Raw genomic sequence first — 18,558 nt, 5'->3', positions numbered from 1 at the left:
GAGGCCCGTGCCGCGAGGGCCGCTCAGCAGCAGTGCCCCGACCCGCCGGCCACGAGGGTCGGCTCGGGGGCGGCCGGCGGGCCGGCGGTCACGAGGCCGAGGGCGGCCGCGACCGCGAGCGCGGCGGCGAGCAGGACGTGCGTGCGGCGGGTGACGTTCATGAGGACCTCCACGAAGGACGGACTCGCCCGACCGGGCGAGTCATGACACACAACGTGACAAGTGAGTCATAAACTGGTCATAGTTCGATAGGGCCACCGTCACGCGCGCCCCACGGGGGTGGGCGCGCGTGACGGTGGTTGGATGTCGCCGCCGCTCGACCGAGTGGGCGAGAGGGGTCGACGTGGCTCGAGGAGCCGATCGCGACGCGGGAGTCGAGACCTTCGGCTCCCGGCTGCGCCGTGCCCGGCTCGCCGCAGGTCTCTCGCAGACGGCCCTCGCCGGCGACGACCTCTCGCCCAGCTACGTCAGCCACCTCGAGTCCGGGCGCCGCGACCCGACGCCCGCGGTCGTCGCCCTGCTCGCCGGGCGCCTCGGCGTCGCCCCGACCGCGCTCGCGCCGGACGCCGCTGCAGGGCCTCGGCACGACCTCCTGCTCGCGCAGGCCGCGCTCGGGCTCGGCAACCCGGCGGAGGCGCTGGCGCTGCTCGCGCCGTGGGAGCCGCGGCTCTCCGACGCCGCTGCCCTCGTCGCCGAACCCGAGCTCTTCCATGCCGCCGAGGTGCGGGCAGCCGCGCTCGAGCGGCAGGGCCACCTGCTCGAGGCGCTGCGGCTGCTCGAGACGATGCGTACCGCCGCCGAGTCCGCACCCGCCCGACTGCCCTGGGTCGGCGTGAGCGTCTCGCTGCTGCGCCTCTACCGCGAGCAGGGCGACATGGCCCGCGCGGTCGACCTCGGCGAGGCGGCGCTTCGTCGCGGTGCCGACCTCCGGATCGACCACGCACCGGGGTTCGCGGCACTGGTCTCGACGGTTGCAGGGGTGTACGCCGAGCGGGGGGACCTCGTGCGCGCGCAGGTGATCCTCGACGACCTGATCGAGCGGCTCGGTGCCGACTCATCCCCGGACGACCGCGCCAAGGCGCTCTGGAACGCCGCGATCAACGCCACCGAGCGCGGCTTCGGCGGCGAGGGCATGCGGCTGGTGGAGGAGGCCTCGGCCCTGGCGGCCGTCGGCAGCGATCTCATGGTCCGCACGCGCCTGCGCTACACGAGGGCCTGGATCCTGCTGCAGCAGGACCCGCCGCGCGCCACCGAGGCGCGCGCCGAGCTGCGGTCGCTGCTGCCCGAGGTCCGCCAGCACGCCGGGTCGATGCTCCTCGGCCCCGTGCTGTCCGAGCTCGCCCGCGCCGAGCTGCTGCTCGGCCGGCCCGAGGTGGCGCGCCGCCACGCGGCCGCCTCGCTCGAGCGCCTCGACGTCGACCAGCGGCTCGAGCGGGCGCACTCGCTGGTGCTCCTCGGAGCCGCGTCGGTGGCGCTGGGGGAGGAGGCGGCAGGAGTCAGCATGCTCGAGGACGCCGCGGCCTCGCTCGAGTCGTCCGACGCCTCGCGGTACGCCGCACAGGCGTGGCGGCAGCTCGCCGAGGTCTACCAGCGGATCGGCGACCCGGCGCGCGCGCTCGAGGCCATGCAGCGGGCGCTCGACCTCGTCGGGCTCGCCGCTCCGCGAGTGCTGCCCGTCGCGGTCGACGGGCCGAGACCTGCTGCCCGTCGCCGTACCCGCGTCTGACCCGAGAACGACCGCGCCCCGGCCCCGGGCGCGACCCGCTGCCGCGCGGGCGAACGACGCGACGCGGAGCGGGATGAGCGGTACGAGCAGCGCAGGCCCGAGGGACGCAGAACCCGGGCAGCGCAGGCCCGAGGGACGCAGATCGGGGCAGCGCAGAACCCGTGCAGCGCAGAACCCGGGCAGCGCAGAACCCGGGCAGCGCAGAACCGGACCCTCCGAGGAGGACTCCGGGATCCTCGACGGCCTCGGCGAGGTCGTCGACGTGGTCATGGGGGAAGACCTCGAGGCGCCCGAGCCCGTGGACCGCGATCATCCTGCCGTCGTACGTCGTTCCCGAGCAGGTGGCGGCGGACCGCGACGCGACCCGCGCCGAGGAGCTCCTGGCCGAGGCGGACATCTCCGCGACCGACTCGACGCGTGTCGTGCTCGTCGCCGTGCCGCTCGCGATCCTCGTGCTCGGCGTCGTGCGGGTGCTCCTGATCCGCCCGCTCCTCCGACGGCGGTCGGGAGCCGAGGGCTGCCGGGGCCGCTGGGGTCGGTGGGACGGCTGATACGGCTGGGCCGAACGGGTGAGGGGTCTCCCGGTGACCGTCGGACCGTTCACCGGGCCCGAGGCGGACCGGTCGTCGCAGGTCAGAGGCCTGCGTCTCGCTCACCGGACGGGTCGTAGACGTGCTTCCGGGGTCCGTGATGGGCTCACCCCCGATCACGGAACGGTAACGACCCGGGCTCCGCACACCAGCCCGCACGACGGTCGTGCCGATCCAGGAAGGGTGCGACCCGCACGACGCGCAGCACCCCGTTGGAGGAGGAGCATGACCAGGACGACCACGCGCATCGGCGCGATCACCGGGACCCTCGCGCTGCTCGCCGCAGGCGCCGTCGCCGTCGGGCCCGGGACGCCCGGCACGCCGACGGCCTCCGCAGCCACCGCGACGGCCACTGCCACCGCCACCGCCACTGCCACCACGCTGACCCCGGTCGCCATCACCAGCCCCAAGCTGCCGCGCCGCCCCCCGACCCTGTCGAACCCGATCACCATCGTGGTGAAGGACCAGATGGGCGAGCTCAAGCTGAGCACCTCCCGCGACTACCGGATCGTGCTGCCCAAGACCCGCGCCTGGAAGAACGCGCGCGGCCTCTGGATCACCGGCGGTCACAACGTCGTGGTCATCGGCGGAACCGTCGACGTCGGCTACGGCTGGCGCGACAGCAGCGGCGACGTCGTCAAGCGCGCGGCGTACTTCCGCGACACCACCGGCATCCTGCACGTCGAGGGCGTCCGCTTCATGTCGAGCTCGACCCAGAAGCTCACCGAGGGCATCAACGTCTCGATGCCCGACGGATACCTGCGCCTGTTCAACGTCTGGATGAGCTCGCTGCTCTCCGGGTCGCAGAGCACCAACCACGCCGACGTGGTGCAGGCCTGGGGCGGTCCGCGCTCCCTGCTGGTCGACGGCCTCTTCGCCTCGACGCAGTACCAGGGCCTGTTCCTCACCCCGACCCAGCACGCCTCGGTGACCCTCGGCACGTGGGACCTGCGCCGCGTCTGGATCGACGGGCGCGACGCCGCCTACCTGCTCTGGCGCGACGGCGCCGACTGGCCGATCCGCACGAGCCTCGTGCACGTGACCGGTTCGACCCGGCAGTCGTCGGGCCTGTGGCCCAGCCGCACCGCCTGGCCCTACGTGAAGACGACCAAGCCGACCACGAAGTACGGCTCGTCGGGCGGCTTCGCCTACACCTCGCCCGGCTACCTGTAGCCGCCGGCATCGTCAGGGCCCCGCTCCGCTCACGTCGCGCAGCGGGGCCCTCGCCCTGCGCCCCCACCTGTCGGAGCGTGAGGTCCGTTCGGCCGGTGTGCTGCGTCGAACGGGTGACGGGGTAAACAGCGGGTGAACCTGGCGCTTACCATCGTCGGGACGTCCGTGGTCGAGCGGGCGAGTCACACCACGGAGGAACCCCGCATGAAGACTGTCCTGAGGCGCGGGCGCGCGCTGGCAGCACTGGGCGTCACCGCCGCACTTGCTGTCAGTCTCGTCGTCGCCGTCCCCACCGTCGCGCAGGCGGTCGCCAGTGTCGGCTACAGCGGCCAGGTGCAGCTGCAGGTCAACGGCACGCTGTCGTCCCTGCCGACCCCCCCCACCGCGGCCAAGAACCAGCACAAGGTCTGGTACGCCGGCGGCACGTGGTGGGCCGCGATGCAGAACCAGGGCAGCACGGGCACGAGCATCCACCGGCTCGACGGCCGCGAGACCGGCACGCCGACGTGGACCGACACCAACGTCGTCATCGACTCCCGCAACGGCACGTCGTCCGACTCGCTCTACAACGGGGCTGTCAACAAGCTCTTCGTGGCGACGCACGTCGTGACCGAGCGCAACACCACGAGCCTCCCGACCACCGCCGGCGCCGACAACGACGCCAAGCTCATGCGCTACTCGCTCGTCGACGGCACCTGGGTGCTCGACGAGAACTTCCCCGTCACCATCGTCGGCCGCGGGCTGTCCGCGCTCGCCATCGCGCAGCTGACCGACGGCAAGGTCATGGCGACCTACACCTACAACCGTCGCCCGTACGCCACCAACACCAGGGGCACGGCCAACGGCGTCACCCCGCCGACCTTCGTCACCCCGTTCGTCGTGCAGTGGACCAAGAACACGCTGCTCGCGCCGGACGTCCTGGGCTCCACCACGCTGACCAGCGACGACGTCTCGGCCATCACCGCCGCCGACGGCTTCGTCACCATCATGTTCAGCAACCAGAGCGTGGGCAACGAGGGCTTCTACGTCGCGCGCCACCGCGTGGGCGACAGCTTCGGCACCGGCAACTTCTTCGGCACCCGGCTCACCTCGGGCGCCGACAGCGCCGACAACCACCTCGCGCTGGTCACCGACCCGACCTCGGGCCTGACCTCGCCGGTGTACGCGGTCGTGAAGACCTCGCTCGACGACACCGTCGAGCCGGACGGCGTGACGCCGCGGGTGGTGGACCCCAACGACCCGCTGTTGCAGGTCTTCAAGCTGCAGCCGCGCTCGGGCGGCACCGCGCTCACCGACCAGAACGCCGGCTACGTCGACCTCGCAGCCGACACCACGGTCACCACCGTCGGCCAGGCGGGCACCCGCCCGGTCATCTCGCTCGACAACAGCCGTCGCAAGGTCGACGTCTTCTACTCGGTGCCGGACGACCCGTCGCTCAACACCAACGTGATCGGCGTGATCGAGCACGTGAGCGTGCCGCTCTCCGGCGCGTTCGAGGCCTCGGCCGCCGACGTCGTGATGGCCAACTCGGCCAACACCGCCGGCGCCACGACGAGCAAGCCGGACGGCCTGTCCGACCCGACCGTCTCGGCGCAGATCGTGAACCGGACCTACGGCACGATGGTGCTGGCGACCGACACCACGGTGGCCAACCTCAACGCGAACCCGCTGAGCATCACCCGCCGCTACTGGTTCAACGATCTGTTCCGCGCCCCGGTGGCGGCGTTCACCTCGACCATCCCGGACGAGGTCGGCAACGCGGACGGCCTCACGGTCGACTTCACCGACACCTCGCTCGGCAAGCCGACCAGCTGGACCTGGAACTTCGGTCCCGGTGAGGGCACGAGCACCGCGGAGAACCCGTCGCACACGTTCGCCACGGCGGGCACCAAGACGATCACCCTCGAGGTCGACAACGGCTTCGCGACCGACTCGGTCACCAAGACGGTCGTCGTCGGCCAGGCTCCGGCAGCACGCTTCACGTACAGGTTCCCGGACCGGCATCGGCTGCTCCTCGAGCTCACCGACGTCTCCACCGGCGCCCCGCAGACCGCGGTCTGGGACTTCGGCGACGGCACGAGCCGCACGGTGACCTACCCGGTCGGGTCCACGGTGGTCCGGCACGCCTACGCCAAGGCCGGCAAGTACCGCATCAAGCTCACGGTGACCAACGGGGTGGGCTCGAACTGGGTGGCCCACCCGACGACCAAGCCCGTCTCGGTCTACTACTTCACCGTGAACGCGACCGCGGCCAAGATCGCCAAGCCGACCCGCACGGCCCTCGCCGGCAAGAAGGTCGTCGTGGCGTGGAAGGCGCCGAACCCGCGCGGCCTGGTCATCACCAAGTACCAGGCGCTCTGCCGCTCGGGCTCGAGCATCAAGTCGACCGTGGTCACGGCCAAGGACGGCATTGCCCAGATCGGCCGGGTCCGTACGGCCACGGTCGTGTCGCTCACGGCCGGCAAGTCGTACACCTGCACCGTGAAGGCGTACAACGCCAAGGGCTGGAACATCCCGTCGGCCCCGTCGACGGCGTTCACCGCCCGCGCCTGACCGAACGCACCAGCACGACGGGCGTCCTCCTGCGGGAGGGCGCCCGTCGCTGTGTCGGGCGATGCCACCCCGCCGAGGCGTCGCTGACGTACCGTCTCCTCTATGGACGGCGGATCGCCCACCGTGCCGTGGGTGCTGGCGGATCGTCCGACCTCTATCCACGCCCGTGCGCGCGGGGTGATGGCTGCGCTCCTCGCAGTCACCCTGGCCGCCGCGGCGCTCGTCGCCGCCCCGTCGTCGGCTCGGGCCGCGACCGGCGACCTGGGCACCCGCGGGGCGTCGGTGGCGGGCTTCGCCAACACGATCCCGACCGCCGCCAAGCCGCAGAGCAAGCTGTGGTTCGCGGCCGGCTGGTGGTGGGCGTCGATGGCGTCCGCGACCACCGGCGGCTACCGCATCAACCGGCTCGACCGGGCGTCGGGCACGTGGGTCGACACCGGCGTCGACCTCGACCCCCGTGGTGCGACGCGGGCCGACGTCCTGTGGAACGGCTCGCACCTGTTCGTCGCCTCGCACGCCGTCGCGTCGAGCTCGACGGCCACCTCGACCGCCCAGCCGGCCCGGCTGTTCCGCTACTCGTGGGACGGCGCCACCTGGACCCCCGATGAGGGCTTCCCCGTCACGATCACGCCGTCGTCCGCAGAGTCGCTCACCATCGCGCAGACGAGTGCCGGGCGCATGTGGGCCACCTGGACGCAGGGCCGCCGCCTCTTCCTCGCCCAGACCACCGGGTCGGCCGACGCGGGCGCGGTCTCGTTCGGTGCGCCGTTCATCCCCACGATGGCCAACCTCACGGCGACGGAGTCGGCCTCAGCCACGACCCTGCACGGCGACGACATCTCGACCGTGGTCTCGGCCGACGGCGTGACGACGCTGCTGTGGAGCAACCAGGTCACCGGCACCACGTGGTCGGCGCGGCGCGACGACGCGGCCGCCACCTGGACGGCCACGCCCGTGATCTCGGGGCCGCTCCTGTCCGACGACCACCTCAACCTGAGGGCGATCCCCGGCGACCCGGCGCGGCGCGTCGTGGCGGTCGTGAAGACGAGCCTGAACGACTCCCCGCTCCCGCTCCCGGACGGTCCGCTGCTGGTGGCGGCGGTCTACACGCCGGCCGACGGCGCGTGGACGACATCGACCATCGCCACCGTGGCGGAGGCCGCGACGCGGCCCATCGTCGAGATCGGCCCCGGCAGCGACGAGCTGCGGGTGTTCTACTCCGCGCCGTCCACCGCTGGTGGGGCCGGGTTCGAGGGGACGATCTACGAGAAGGACTCCACGATCTCCGGCCTGGTCTTCCCGGCTGCCGGCACGCCGGTGCTGCGCGACGTCACGAACGCGACGATGAACAACGTGACCTCGACGCGGCAGACCGCGACGTCGACGTCGGGCGTCGTGATCCTCGCGGCCACCGAGGTGTCTGCGCGCTACTGGCACAGGGTCTTCGGCGGTTCGAGCGCTGCACCGGCGCTCGCCGCGTTCACCAGCGCGACCGTCCTGGGCGGCAGCACGCGGCAGCTCGCCTTCACCGACCGGTCCGCGGGCAGCCCGACGTCGTGGCGCTGGGACTTCGGCGACGGTACGACGTCGACCCAGCGCAACCCCACGCACACCTACGCGCGGGCGGGCACGGTGGTCGTGCGCCTCACGGTCGACAACGCCAACGGCCCGGCGTCCACCGTCACGCGCAGCATCGCGGTGGGCGTGCCGCCCGTGGCCAGCTTCACCATGACGCAGCCGAGCAGGTCCGTGCTCGCCCTCGAGCTCACCGACACCTCGACGGGGGAGCCGGACTCGATCACGTGGGACTTCGGCGACGGCACGACGCTCGAGGGCGCCGCGCCGGGAGGGGCGGTCGTGCACGAGTACGCCGTGGCCGGCACGTACCGCGTGACGCTGACCGCCAGCAACGGCGCGGGCACGGACGTCGTGGACCATCCGTCGACGGCCGCCGGCCCGTACGACGCCGTGGTGACCGCGACGCCCGTGCGCATCGCCCGGCCCACGCGCAGCGTGCCGTCCGGGCGGAAGGTGCTGCTCACCTGGATGGTCCCGGACCCGCGCGGGCTCCCGATCAACACCTACCAGGTGGTCTGCAGGGCACCGGGCAGCACGCGCACGGCGTACGTCGCCGTCTCGGACCCGACTCTCGGCTTCGGGCAGCCCCGCACGCGGACGGTGGGCTCCCTCGTCGCCGGCGCGCGCTACAGCTGCGTGGTCCGTGCGCACAACGGGGCGGGCTGGAGCGTCGCGTCACCGGCGAGCGCGGCCTTCACCGCGCGCGCCTGAGGCCTCAGGCCTCGAACCCCGCGGCGTCGAGGTCGCGCGCGCCGTGGAGCTGCTCGACCTTGCGCACGATCCGCGCGAGCTGGATCTCGCCGGCTCGCGAGCCCACGGCTCCTGCGGCCACGATGCCGCCCTTGAGGGCTCCGACGACTGCGCGGCGCACCGGCTCGCGCCGGGTCGTCGCGACGAGCGAGCGGGCCGGGCCGGGAAGACCGTCGAGGTAGGCGTCCTCGGAGCTCTGAGGGAGCACCTCGGGGTACAGCCGGTGGATCGCCTCGCGCCCGCGGCCGTTCTCGTAGCAGTCGCGCAGGAAGGCCTCGAGCGGCCGGCTGTGCACGTGCCGGGCGACGATCGACCGGTCGAAGATGCCGCCGACGCCGAGGTCGCGCAGCACCAGTCCGAAGATCCGGTCCTCGTGCCGGAAGGTGAACCTCGGCATGCGGCCGGACTCGAAGGCCTCGAGGAAGCGACGGCGCGACATCGACACGTTGCCCATCCAGAGCGCGGTCAGCACGAGGTCGGGGTCGCTGGCGTAGCCGAGGCAGCTCTTCTCGTACTCCTGGGCGTACAGCAGGGTCGCGAAGGCACCGCGGGGGAGGGGGTCGGGCACGGTGGTCGGCATGTAGCCGAGCACCAGCAGGTCGTCGGTGCCGACGTGGTGCGCGGCGTGCGCGGCCACGAGGCCCGGCTCGGGCATGACGTCGTCGTCGAGCAGCACGAGGATCTCGCCCGAGGCGCGCTCGACACCGGCGCGACGCGCGCCGGAGCTGCCCGCGGACGGGCCGACGACGGGCACGACGCGACCGGTGCGGCGCGCGTACTCGGCCAGCATCTCGGGCGTGCCGTCGGCGCTGCCGTCGTCTACCACGACGATCTCGTGGTCGCCCGGGTCGGCGAGGAGGCGGTCGAGCAGCGCGGAGATCCGGGCGCGTCGGTTGCGGGTCGGAATCACCACGCTCACAGAGCGCAACCCAGGCGTCACACGATCGGATTCGACCGGGTCCGTCGAGTAGTCCGAATGGCTGACATCGTCATGACTCACCGTGCTTATCGTCCCTTCGGACCACAGGAATCGGTCGGCTTCCCCCGTAGTCTGTCATCGGCATGAACGGGAGACGGACGACCACCAGGACCGCGGCGCGTCTGCGCGCGACCGTGGGACTCGTCGTCGGCTCGCTGACCACGACGCTCCTCGTCGTGGTCTCGGTCGCGCTCCCCGCCCCCGCGAGCGCCGCACCCGGCGACTACGGCACGGCGGCGCAGTCCTTCGTCGGCTTCGCGTCGTCCACCCCGACCGCCACCAAGCCCGAGAGCAAGCTGTGGTTCGCCCACGGCTCGTGGTGGGCGTCGATGGCGTCCACCGCCACCGGCGGCTACCGCATCCACCGGCTCGACCGGGCGTCGCGCACCTGGGTCGACACCGGCGTCGACCTCGATCCCCGCGGTGCGACCCAGTCCGACGTGCTGTGGAACGGCACCCACCTGTTCGTGGCCTCGCACCCGGTCTCGTCCAGCTCGACCACGACGTCCGCCCTCGAGCCCGCGCGGCTGTTCCGGTACTCGTGGGACGGCACGGCGTGGACCCCTGACGCCGGCTTCCCGGTGGTCATCTCAGGGCGCTCGTCGGAGTCGCTGACGATCGCGCAGACCGACTCCGGCCGCATCTGGGCCACGTGGACGCTCAACAAGCGCGTCTACCTCGCGCAGACCTCCGGCTCGGCCGACGCGCCGTCGGTCGCGTTCAACACCAGCTTCATCCCCGCGATGAGCAACCTGACGGCCACCGAGTCCACGGCCGCGACCACCCTCAGCTCGGACGACATCTCGACCATCGTGTCGGCGGACGGCGTCACGACCCTGGCGTGGAGCAACCAGGTCACGGGGCAGACGTGGTCGGCCCGCCGCACCGACGCCGGCAGCACGTGGACCGCGGCGCTCGTCGCCTCCGGCCCGCTCATGTCCGACGACCACCTCAGCCTGCGGGCGCTCCCGGGCGACGCCGCAGGGCGCGTGGTCGTGGTGCTGAAGACCAGTCGCAACGACTCGTCCGTGCCGATCCAGACCGACCCGCTCCTGCTCGCTGCGGTCTACACGCCGGCCACCGGCACCTGGGCGACCGCGACGGTGGCCACGGTCGCCGAGTCCGCGACCCGGCCGATGGTGGTCGTCGAGCCTGGCACCGACCTCGTGCACGTCTTCTACACCGCCCCCTCGACCGCAGGCGTCGTGGCGTACGAGGGCACGGTCTACGAGAAGACGGCGTCGCTCTCCACGCTCACCTTCCCGTCGGCGGGCACGCCGGTGCTGCGCGACGTCGCGAACGCGACGATGAACAACGCGACCTCGAGCAAGCAGCCGGCGACGGCGACCTCGGGGGTCGTTGTGCTCGCTGCGACGGAGATCTCGCCGCGCTACTGGTACGCCGACTCCGGCTCCGCCGCCCCGACCGCTCCGACCGCGTCGTTCACGCCGTCGGCCACCACGGGTGCGGCGCCGCTCGGTGTCTCGTTCACCGACACGTCCACGGGCGGTCCCACGTCGTGGTCGTGGTCGTTCGGGGACGGCGGCACCAGCACCGCGCAGAACCCGTCGCACCTCTTCGCCGATCCCGGCACGTACACCGTCACGCTGACCGCGACCAACGACGGCGGCTCCACGTCGGCGTCCACGACCGTCGTCGTCACGACCGCCTCGGTCACCGCGCCCACGGCGTCGTTCACGTCGTCCACCACCTCGGGCACCGCGCCGGTCACGGTGTCCTTCACCGACACCTCCGCCGGTGCGCCCACGTCGTGGGCGTGGGACTTCGGCGACGGCGGCACCAGCACCGTCGCAAGCCCGGCGCACACCTACTCCACGCCGGGCACGTACACCGTCACGCTCACAGCGACCAACGCGGGCGGCTCGACGTCGGCGTCCGCGACCATCGTGGTGTCCGAGCCCGTCGTGACGCCGCCGACCGCGTCGTTCACGGCCTCGACCACGTCGGGCACTGCTCCGGTGACGGTCTCGTTCACCGACACGTCCACGGGCGCCCCGACCTCGTGGGCATGGGACTTCGGCGACGGCGGCACCAGCACGAGCCGCAACCCCTCGTACACCTTCACCGCGGCCGGTTCGTACGTGGTCACGCTCACGGCGACCAACTCCGGAGGCTCGACCTCCGCCTCGCGCACGGTCGTCGTGAGCCCGCCGCTCACGAGCGGCACGCCCATCGACCGCGTGAACGCCGGTGGCGCGGCGCTGTCCGGCGGCTGGCTGGCCGACACCTCGTCGTCGCCCTCGTCCTGGGCGAACACCGCCGCGGCCAAGCTCAAGACGGGGTCGACGACGTCGGCCATCAACGTCTCCGACCCGTCCGTGCCCGCGGGCACGCCGGCCGCGCTCTTCCAGACGTACCGGTACGACGTGTCGGGCGGCAAGGACATGGTGTGGACCATGCCCGTGCCGCAGGCCGGCACCTACACGGTGCGCCTCTACTTCTCGGAGAACTACTGGACTGCTGCGGGCAAGCGCGCGTTCGACGTGAGCATCAACGGCACGAAGGTGCTGACGCGGTTCGACATCTTCGCGGCGGCCGGCGGTGCCAGGCGCGGCGTCGTCCGCGAGTTCACGGTGACCACGTCCGGCCCCGTCGTGATCTCGTTCGGTCGCGTCCCCGGGCTCGACAACCCTCAGGTCAACGCGATCGAGGTCCTGTCGTAGTGCTCACTCCGCCGTCGGACGAGGCGGGCCCCGTCGCCAGCCCCGACCGTGCTGCCGACGTCCACCCCGACCTCGTGGCCGCGTTCAGCGCGCTCGACTCCACCGGCGCCGCCTGGGCCGTGCTGCGCGGCGCGCTCGACCGTCCCGGCGGCGACGTCGACGTCCTGGTGCGCGAGGCAGACCTGCCGCGGGTGCTGCCCGCGCTCGTCGCCACCGGCTTCGTGCTCCGGCGTGCGCCCGAGCACCTGCCGCACCGGCTGCTCGTGCGCCGGTCCTCCACCGACGACGGCTGGCTCGTGCTCGACCTCCTCCCCGTCGTCGAGGCGGCCGGGCCGAGGAGCGCCGTGCTGCCGGTGCTCGACGACCTGCTCGCGCGCGCCGAGCTCGGTGACGACGGCGTGCGCCGGGTCGCCGCCGAGGACCGCGACTGGCTCGCCCTCGTACGCGCCGTGCACCGCGGGACTGCCTCGCTCACCGGCGTACCGCACCCGGGCGGCCCGTTGCCCGGTGCGGTGGACGCCCTGCTCGGTGCCGGCCAGGCCGCAGCCGGGGCTGCCGCCGCGGCCGCCGCGCTGGGCGGCGACGACTCCCAGCTCCGTGAGCTGATCGCCCGGTGGGAGCCGGTGCTCAAGCGTCGACCCGGTCGTGCCGCCCGCCAGGCCCGGCGGCTGCGCGACGCGCTCTCCTGGAGGTCGCCGGGCAGCCCCGGTGTCGCCCTCGCGGTGCTCGGCCCCGACGGCGCCGGCAAGACGACCCTCGTCGAGGGTCTGCGCGACGCGATCCCGCTCGCCGTCTCGGTGCGCTACCTCGGGGTCTTCCGAGTGGACCCGCACGAGCCCGCCTGGCAGCGCGTCCCGGGGGTGGGTCTCGGCCTCAAGCTCGCGAAGCTGCGCTGGCGCTCGACCAAGGCCGCGGTCGACCAGCGCCGCGGCCGGGTCGTGCTCTACGACCGGCACGTCGTCGACGCCCTGCTGCGCCCGGGCAAGCCGACCTTCCGCGCCCGCGTCAGCTACTCGCTGCTCCTGCACAGCTGCCCGGCACCCGACGTCTTCGTCGTGCTCGACGCCCCGGGGCAGCTCATGTTCGACCGGAAGGGTGAGCACACGCCGGAGATCCTCGAGGAGCGGCGCCAGCGCTACCTCGACCTGCGCGACCGGTATGACAATGTCGTCGTCGTGGATGCGACGAACGATGCCGAGACCGTGCGCCGCGAGGTCGAGTCACTCGTCTGGCGCACGTGGTCGGGCGTGCGGTGAGCGCCGAGGAGGCGCTCGACAGCAACGCGGTGCCCGGGGACGGCGAGGCTGCTCCGGTGCGCGCCCCGCGGGGCAAGGCGTCGTCGAAGTCGCAGATGCGCGGCTCCGCGCTGCTGCTCGTCGGTCGCCTGCTCGGCATGGGTCTCGGGCTGGTCATCCAGCTGCTGCTCGTCCGCGTGCTCACCAAGGACGACTACGGCGCGTTCGCCTGGGCGCTCTCGATCGTCACGCTCGTGCAGTCGTTGATCCCTCTCGGTCTCGACCGGGTCGACTCCCGCTTCCTCGCGAAGTACGACGAGGAGGGGGACGACCGCAAGGTCGTCGGCGTCCTCGTGACCGAGGCGCTCGTGGTGATCTCCCTCGGCTCGATCGTCTTCCTGCTCGTGCTGCTCTGGCACGGACGCCTGTCGCCGGGCATCGCGCCGTCCGAGACGGCGGCGAACCTGCTGGTGCTCATGGTGCTGCTCGCGCCTCTCGCCGCGCTCGACGCGATGGTGGTCAACACGTTCGCGACGTTCGCGAGCGCGCGTGCCGTCTTCGTACGGCGCTACCTGCTCGAGCCGGGCCTTCGCCTCACCGCGATCGTCACGGTGTTCTTCCTCGGCGCCGGCGTCTACGGCCTGACCGTCGGGTACGTCCTCGCCTCGCTCCTCGGCGTGTCGATCTACGTCGTCATGGTGCTGCGTCTGCTCTCGCGGCTCGGCTTCTTCGCCGAGCTGCACGGCCGCGTGACGATGCCGGTGCGCCCCATGCTCCGCGAGGGCTTCCCCCTCCTGACCTCCTCGCTGGTCTACGTCGTGGTCATGGCGCTGCCGACGTTCGTCCTCGGCGCGGTCGGCACCGCGGCCGACGTCGCGTCGCTGCGGGCGGTCATGCCCATCGCGCAGCTCTCGATGGCCGCCGCGGGCGCCTTCTGGGTGCTGTTCCCGCCGATGGTGACGCGGCTCTGGCAGCGCGGCGACATGGAGGGGGTGCGCCTCACCTACTGGCGCACCGCGCTGTGGGTCGCCCTCGTGTCGTACCCGGCGCTGGTCCTCAGCGTCTCGTTCGCCGAGCCCGTCACGGTGACGCTGCTCGGCTCGCAGTACGCCGACAGCGCCCCGCTGCTCGCGATCCTCGGGTTCGGCTTCTGGTTCCAGGCGGCGTCGGGCTTCAGCGCGATCCTCATGGCCACCGCCGGTCGGCTGCGCTTCATCTTCTTCTCCAACATGGCGGTGCTCGTGCTGGGCACGGTGCTCGCCTTCGCCCTCATCCCGCCGCTCGGCGCGTGGGGCGCCGCTGTCGGCATGGCGCTGTCGCTCGTCCTCGGGAACGTGGTGCGCCAGCTCGGCCTGCGCGGGCTCCCGTCCGGTGTCGTCGAGCCGTGGATGGCGGCGCCGTACACCGCCATGCTCCTCGGCGTCGTGCTGACGTCGCTGCTGCAGTACTGGGTCGGGGCCGGGTTCATCCTGTCCGTGCTCCTGACGGGTGCGGCCACCCTCGGAGTCCTGTTCGTGACGCTGCCGTACCTCGACGTCGCGCACACGTTCCCCGAGCTGCTGAAGATCCCGGTCGCGGGTCCGCTGCTCCGCAGGGGTTCGTCCCGCGGGGCCCGGAGCACCCGCAACCCCTACCGCGTGGCCTCCAGCGCCGGCGGCTCGGGCAGCGCTCCGGCAGCGGAGGGGGAGCAGGGCGCCACGGCGCGTGCGCTCGCGGCGCTCGACCCCCGTGTCGACGACCCGCTGTTCCTGCTGCCCGAGGTCGGCGCGGGCGTCCGTCTCGGGCGCCTCCACCCCTCGGAGTTCTCCGACGCCCTGCGCGACGTCCCGTCGGGCACCTGGGTCGTGATCGAGGTGGCGGCCACCCGGCGCTCGCTGCGCTCGACCACGCGCGCCCTCGAGGCAGCCGGCCTGCGCGACGTGTCGCTCCACTGGGAGGCGCCGCGCCGCAGCGCCCGCACGATGCTCGTCCCCCTCGACGCCCGGCCGGTGGTGCTCGCCGCGCTCCACCGGCACGAGGGCAGCCGACGGGGCAGGGTGCTCTCCTTCGCGGCGCGCGTGCTGGTCTCGGTGGGGCTCGTGGCGTGGGTGGCGCGCGACCGTATCGCGACAGGACGGACGGACGAGCCGTGAGCACCTACCTCGACGTGGTGGCGGACGCCCTCCGGGCAGGCATGCCGGCGACGGACGACCCCCTGGACTGGTCGGCGCCCTCGGCCGCAGTGTCCGACGCGCTGCCGGAGGGGGCCCGGATCCTTCTCGTGACACCGGGTTTCGTGGAGTCCCGGCACGTCGTCGGCCTCGTCCTGGACCGCAAGGGCCGGCTCCGCAGCGTCCTCAAGGTGCCCCGCTCGGTCCGTGACGACCACGCGGTGGTGCACGAGGCGACGGTCCTGCGCCGGTTGTCCGAGGCCGCCCCCGGCCTGCTCGGGGCCACGCCGTCGGTCGTGGCCTGCGCGATGGTGGGGTCGCGGCGCGTGCTCCTCGAGACGCCCCTCGTGGGCCAGCCGCTGACCCACGCCCGTGCGCGGTCCGACGCCGGTGCCCGGGCCAGCGCCCTCGCCTGGATCGACGGGCTGCCCGTGACGGGGGAGCGCTCCGGCACGGACCTGCTCGACACCCTGCTCGAGCCGCGGCTCGAGCGGCTCGCCGCGCTGCTGCCCGACGGTCACGCGCTGCACGGCACGATCGCAGCCACCCGCGACGCCGTGTCGCCCCTCCGCGGACGCACGCTGCCGACGGTCTTCGAGCACGGCGACCCCGCGCACCCCAACATCCTCGTCCTCGACGGCGGCAGCACCACGAGGGTCGGGCTCGTCGACTGGGAGCTCGGGCTCGAGCGCGGCGTGGTCGGTCACGACCTCGCCCAGCTGCTCGCGTTCCTGGCCTTCTCCGACGCCGCCGTGCACGGCGTGGCGGCCGAGCGGGACGTGTTCGTGCGCGACCTCGTGCGCCCGGACGGTGGCGCGCGGCGGGTGTTCGCCGAGCACGTCGCGCGGAGGGCGGACGCCGACCTCGAGCCCGCGCTGTTCGTCCTCGCCTGGGCCCGCGCGGGCCTTCGGATCCTCGACCGGATCGTGCTGTCGGCCGACGAGGGGACCGATGCGCTCATGGCCGAGGTCGAGGTGAGCCGGAACGTGGCGCTCTGGCAAGAGGCGGCTGCTCCTCGCGGGTGAACCCGACCACGCCGCGATCCGCGGCGACGGGCGCGGCACCACGGCCGGAGCGAGAGCGGCTGGAGAGCGACGTCGGCGACGTCACATCACGCCACTGGCCGGATATCGGCGACCCGACCCCCTCGGGTCGTCGCTCCCTGAGCCGATCGGGTGAGTGGCGTCGCCCCGCGTGACGGAGTCGACACGGACGGACCGCTGGCGGCACCGCAGCGGGGTGAGGAGCACCTCCTCCGGACGGGCCAGGGACGGCCCTCCTGACGCGTGACGGGGACCGTCGCAGATGTGTCTTTGGGCACGTAACCCACATGGCCCATCCGCGCCCAGAGGGGTCAAGCCAGCCCCTCGCTGTCCCGAAACCCCATGTGTTCGCGCACTTCCGCAAGGCGGCCCTTCACAGCCGTCAGTGCCGACTGAGGAGCACAACATCATGGCTACCACGTCATCCGGGCGCCACACGGAGATGCCGCGACGCACCGTCGCCGGCACCGGTCGCACCGCCGCCTCGTCCCGCCGCTCGGCCACCGCCGTCGGGGTCGCCTCCGCCCTCGTGGTCGCCGGCCTCACCTCGGTCTTCGGCGCCTCCGCCGGAGACGCAGCGATCCCGTCCCTGAACATCGACGCGGGCGGCCCCGGCCTCACCGCGAGCGACGGCACCGTGTGGACCGCGGACTCGGGCTTCACCGGTGGCAAGCTCGGCAAGACCGCCGATCCGATCACCGGCACCGAGGACGGCAGCGTCCTGCGCAACTACCGCTTCGGGATGAGCGCCTACAAGGTCCCCGTCGCGAACGGCACCTACAAGGTCACGCTGGTGATGGCCGAGCCGTACTGGAAGGCCTCGGGCAAGCGCGTCTTCAGCGCGACTGCCGAGGGCGTCACCGTCTTCTCCAACCTGGACGTCTACAAGGTCGTCGGCCACGACGTCGAGCTCACCCGCTCCGCGACGGTGACGGTCAAGGACGGCGCACTGTCGCTGGCGTTCAAGGCGCGCAGGGACTACGCCATCGTGTCCGGCCTGCGCGTCGACCCCGTCGACGTCGCTGCGGCACCCGAGAGCACGACCCCCGCGCCCGTGACCAGCTCGCCCGCGCCCGCGACCAGCTCGCCCGCGCCGGTCACCACGAGCCCCGCGCCCGTGACCACCTCGCCCGCGCCGGTCACCACGAGCCCCGCGCCCGTGACCAGCTCTCCCGCGCCGGTCACCACGAGCCCCGCGCCCGTGGCCACCATGCCGGCTCCGAGCGGCACCGAGCTCTCCTGGGCCCCGCCGGCGCTCACCAACCCGGTGACGATCGATCTCGCCAGCAAGCCCGACGGCAGGATCAACCTCTCGGCCGGCACCGACTACATCCTCAGGCTCCCGACCGACGCGGTGTACAGGAACACCCATGGCCTCGAGATCGTGGGCGGCCGCAACATCGTCATCATCGGCGGAACCGTCGACGTGGCGGGCGGCTGGTACAGCTCCGGCACCGGCCCCGGCGTCCCCGCCGACGGCATGGTCAAGCGGGCCGCGTACTTCCTCAGCCAGACCGGCACGATCCACCTCGAGGGCGTCAGGTTCATCTCCTCGTCGGGCAACCTGTCGGAGGGCATCAACATCAGCGCCCCGCTGGCCAAGGTGCAGGTCCAGAACGTGTCCATCGACACCGTCCTCACCGGGACCCAGGCCACCAACCACGCCGACGCGCTCCAGTGCTGGAACGGCCCGACCACCCTCCTGGTCGACGGCTTCACCGCCACCACCGGCTACCAGGGCATGTTCCTCAACCCGCACGACACCTCGACGGCCTCCGCGGTCACCGAGAACTGGGTCCTGAAGAACGTCGAGATCGTGGGCAACGCCCAGGCGAAGTACATCCTCTGGCGCGTCCGTCCTCCGCAGGGCATCGCGACCTACAACGTCTTCACCTCCGGCGGGCTCGGCAACTGGAACTCCTCCAGCGACTGGCCGAACGTCACCAAGGGCCGCGCACCGGTCGACTTCGCGGCCTCCGCGGGTGCCGGCTACACCAGCCCGGGATACGCGGGCTGACCCTCGCACCGTGCTCCTCGCACCGGCCCCTCCTGCTCCGCAGGAGGGGCCGTGTCGTTCCGGGAACCTCGGGACACCAC

The 18,558-nt window shown here is 72.7% G+C and carries 12 protein-coding genes; 10 read left to right on the top strand and 2 right to left on the bottom strand.

Annotated elements, in window-relative coordinates; translation table 11 throughout:
• Positions 1–23: 23 nt before the first annotated feature.
• Positions 24–161, bottom strand: a complete 138-nt coding sequence (locus ACFQGU_RS13965; protein WP_386768319.1) for a hypothetical protein — start codon at positions 159–161, stop codon at positions 24–26.
• Between the two features lie 182 nt (positions 162–343).
• Here ACFQGU_RS13965 and ACFQGU_RS13960 point away from each other — a divergent pair, with 182 nt between their 5' ends.
• The 5 genes from ACFQGU_RS13960 (at position 344) to ACFQGU_RS13940 (ending at position 8,331) form a co-directional block, all read left to right on the top strand.
• Positions 344–1,726 (top strand): helix-turn-helix domain-containing protein, encoded by a 1,383-nt coding sequence (locus tag ACFQGU_RS13960; RefSeq protein WP_386767667.1) that lies wholly within the window; start codon positions 344–346, stop codon positions 1,724–1,726.
• Positions 1,727–2,067: 341 nt separating this feature from the next.
• Positions 2,068–2,277, top strand: a complete 210-nt coding sequence (locus tag ACFQGU_RS13955; protein WP_386767665.1) for a hypothetical protein — start codon at positions 2,068–2,070, stop codon at positions 2,275–2,277.
• 264 nt (positions 2,278–2,541) lie between these two features.
• Complete coding sequence (locus ACFQGU_RS13950; RefSeq protein ID WP_386767663.1) at positions 2,542–3,489, top strand: hypothetical protein; 948 nt, start codon at positions 2,542–2,544, stop codon at positions 3,487–3,489.
• 204 nt (positions 3,490–3,693) lie between these two features.
• The gene (locus ACFQGU_RS13945; RefSeq protein WP_386767661.1) at positions 3,694–6,042 is read left to right on the top strand and encodes a PKD domain-containing protein; all 2,349 of its coding nucleotides are present in this window, start codon (positions 3,694–3,696) and stop codon (positions 6,040–6,042) included.
• Positions 6,043–6,144: 102 nt separating this feature from the next.
• On the top strand, positions 6,145–8,331 hold the full coding sequence (locus tag ACFQGU_RS13940; RefSeq protein WP_386767659.1) for a PKD domain-containing protein: 2,187 nt from the start codon (positions 6,145–6,147) through the stop codon (positions 8,329–8,331).
• Between the two features lie 4 nt (positions 8,332–8,335).
• On the opposite strand, the gene ACFQGU_RS13935 is transcribed toward ACFQGU_RS13940, so the two are convergent.
• On the bottom strand, positions 8,336–9,289 hold the full coding sequence (locus ACFQGU_RS13935) for a glycosyltransferase family 2 protein (protein ID WP_386767657.1): 954 nt from the start codon (positions 9,287–9,289) through the stop codon (positions 8,336–8,338).
• A 143-nt stretch (positions 9,290–9,432) separates the two neighbouring features.
• Between ACFQGU_RS13935 and ACFQGU_RS13930 the strand changes: the two genes are divergently transcribed.
• From ACFQGU_RS13930 to ACFQGU_RS13910, 5 genes are all read left to right on the top strand, one after another.
• The gene (locus ACFQGU_RS13930) at positions 9,433–12,033 is read left to right on the top strand and encodes a PKD domain-containing protein (RefSeq protein ID WP_386767656.1); all 2,601 of its coding nucleotides are present in this window, start codon (positions 9,433–9,435) and stop codon (positions 12,031–12,033) included.
• Complete coding sequence (locus ACFQGU_RS13925; RefSeq protein WP_386767654.1) at positions 12,033–13,289, top strand: hypothetical protein; 1,257 nt, start codon at positions 12,033–12,035, stop codon at positions 13,287–13,289. The genes ACFQGU_RS13930 and ACFQGU_RS13925 overlap by 1 nt, the downstream gene beginning before the upstream one ends.
• Positions 13,286–15,400, top strand: a complete 2,115-nt coding sequence (locus tag ACFQGU_RS13920; protein ID WP_386767652.1) for an oligosaccharide flippase family protein — start codon at positions 13,286–13,288, stop codon at positions 15,398–15,400. Before ACFQGU_RS13925 ends, ACFQGU_RS13920 begins: the two co-directional genes overlap by 4 nt.
• Positions 15,397–16,443 (top strand): phosphotransferase, encoded by a 1,047-nt coding sequence (locus ACFQGU_RS13915; protein ID WP_386767650.1) that lies wholly within the window; start codon positions 15,397–15,399, stop codon positions 16,441–16,443. Before ACFQGU_RS13920 ends, ACFQGU_RS13915 begins: the two co-directional genes overlap by 4 nt.
• Before the next feature lie 427 nt (positions 16,444–16,870).
• A complete protein-coding gene (locus tag ACFQGU_RS13910) occupies positions 16,871–18,478 on the top strand; it encodes a malectin domain-containing carbohydrate-binding protein (RefSeq protein ID WP_386767649.1) in 1,608 nt (535 codons plus the stop codon).
• The last annotated feature ends 80 nt before the right edge of the window (positions 18,479–18,558 follow it).

It is taken from the genome of Longivirga aurantiaca (genome assembly GCF_042660085.1).
Classification (GTDB): Bacteria; Actinomycetota; Actinomycetes; order S36-B12; family CAIYMF01; genus Longivirga; species Longivirga aurantiaca.
Note: the sequence above shows the minus strand (reverse complement) of the source record. Positions and strands in the feature narration are given on the sequence as shown.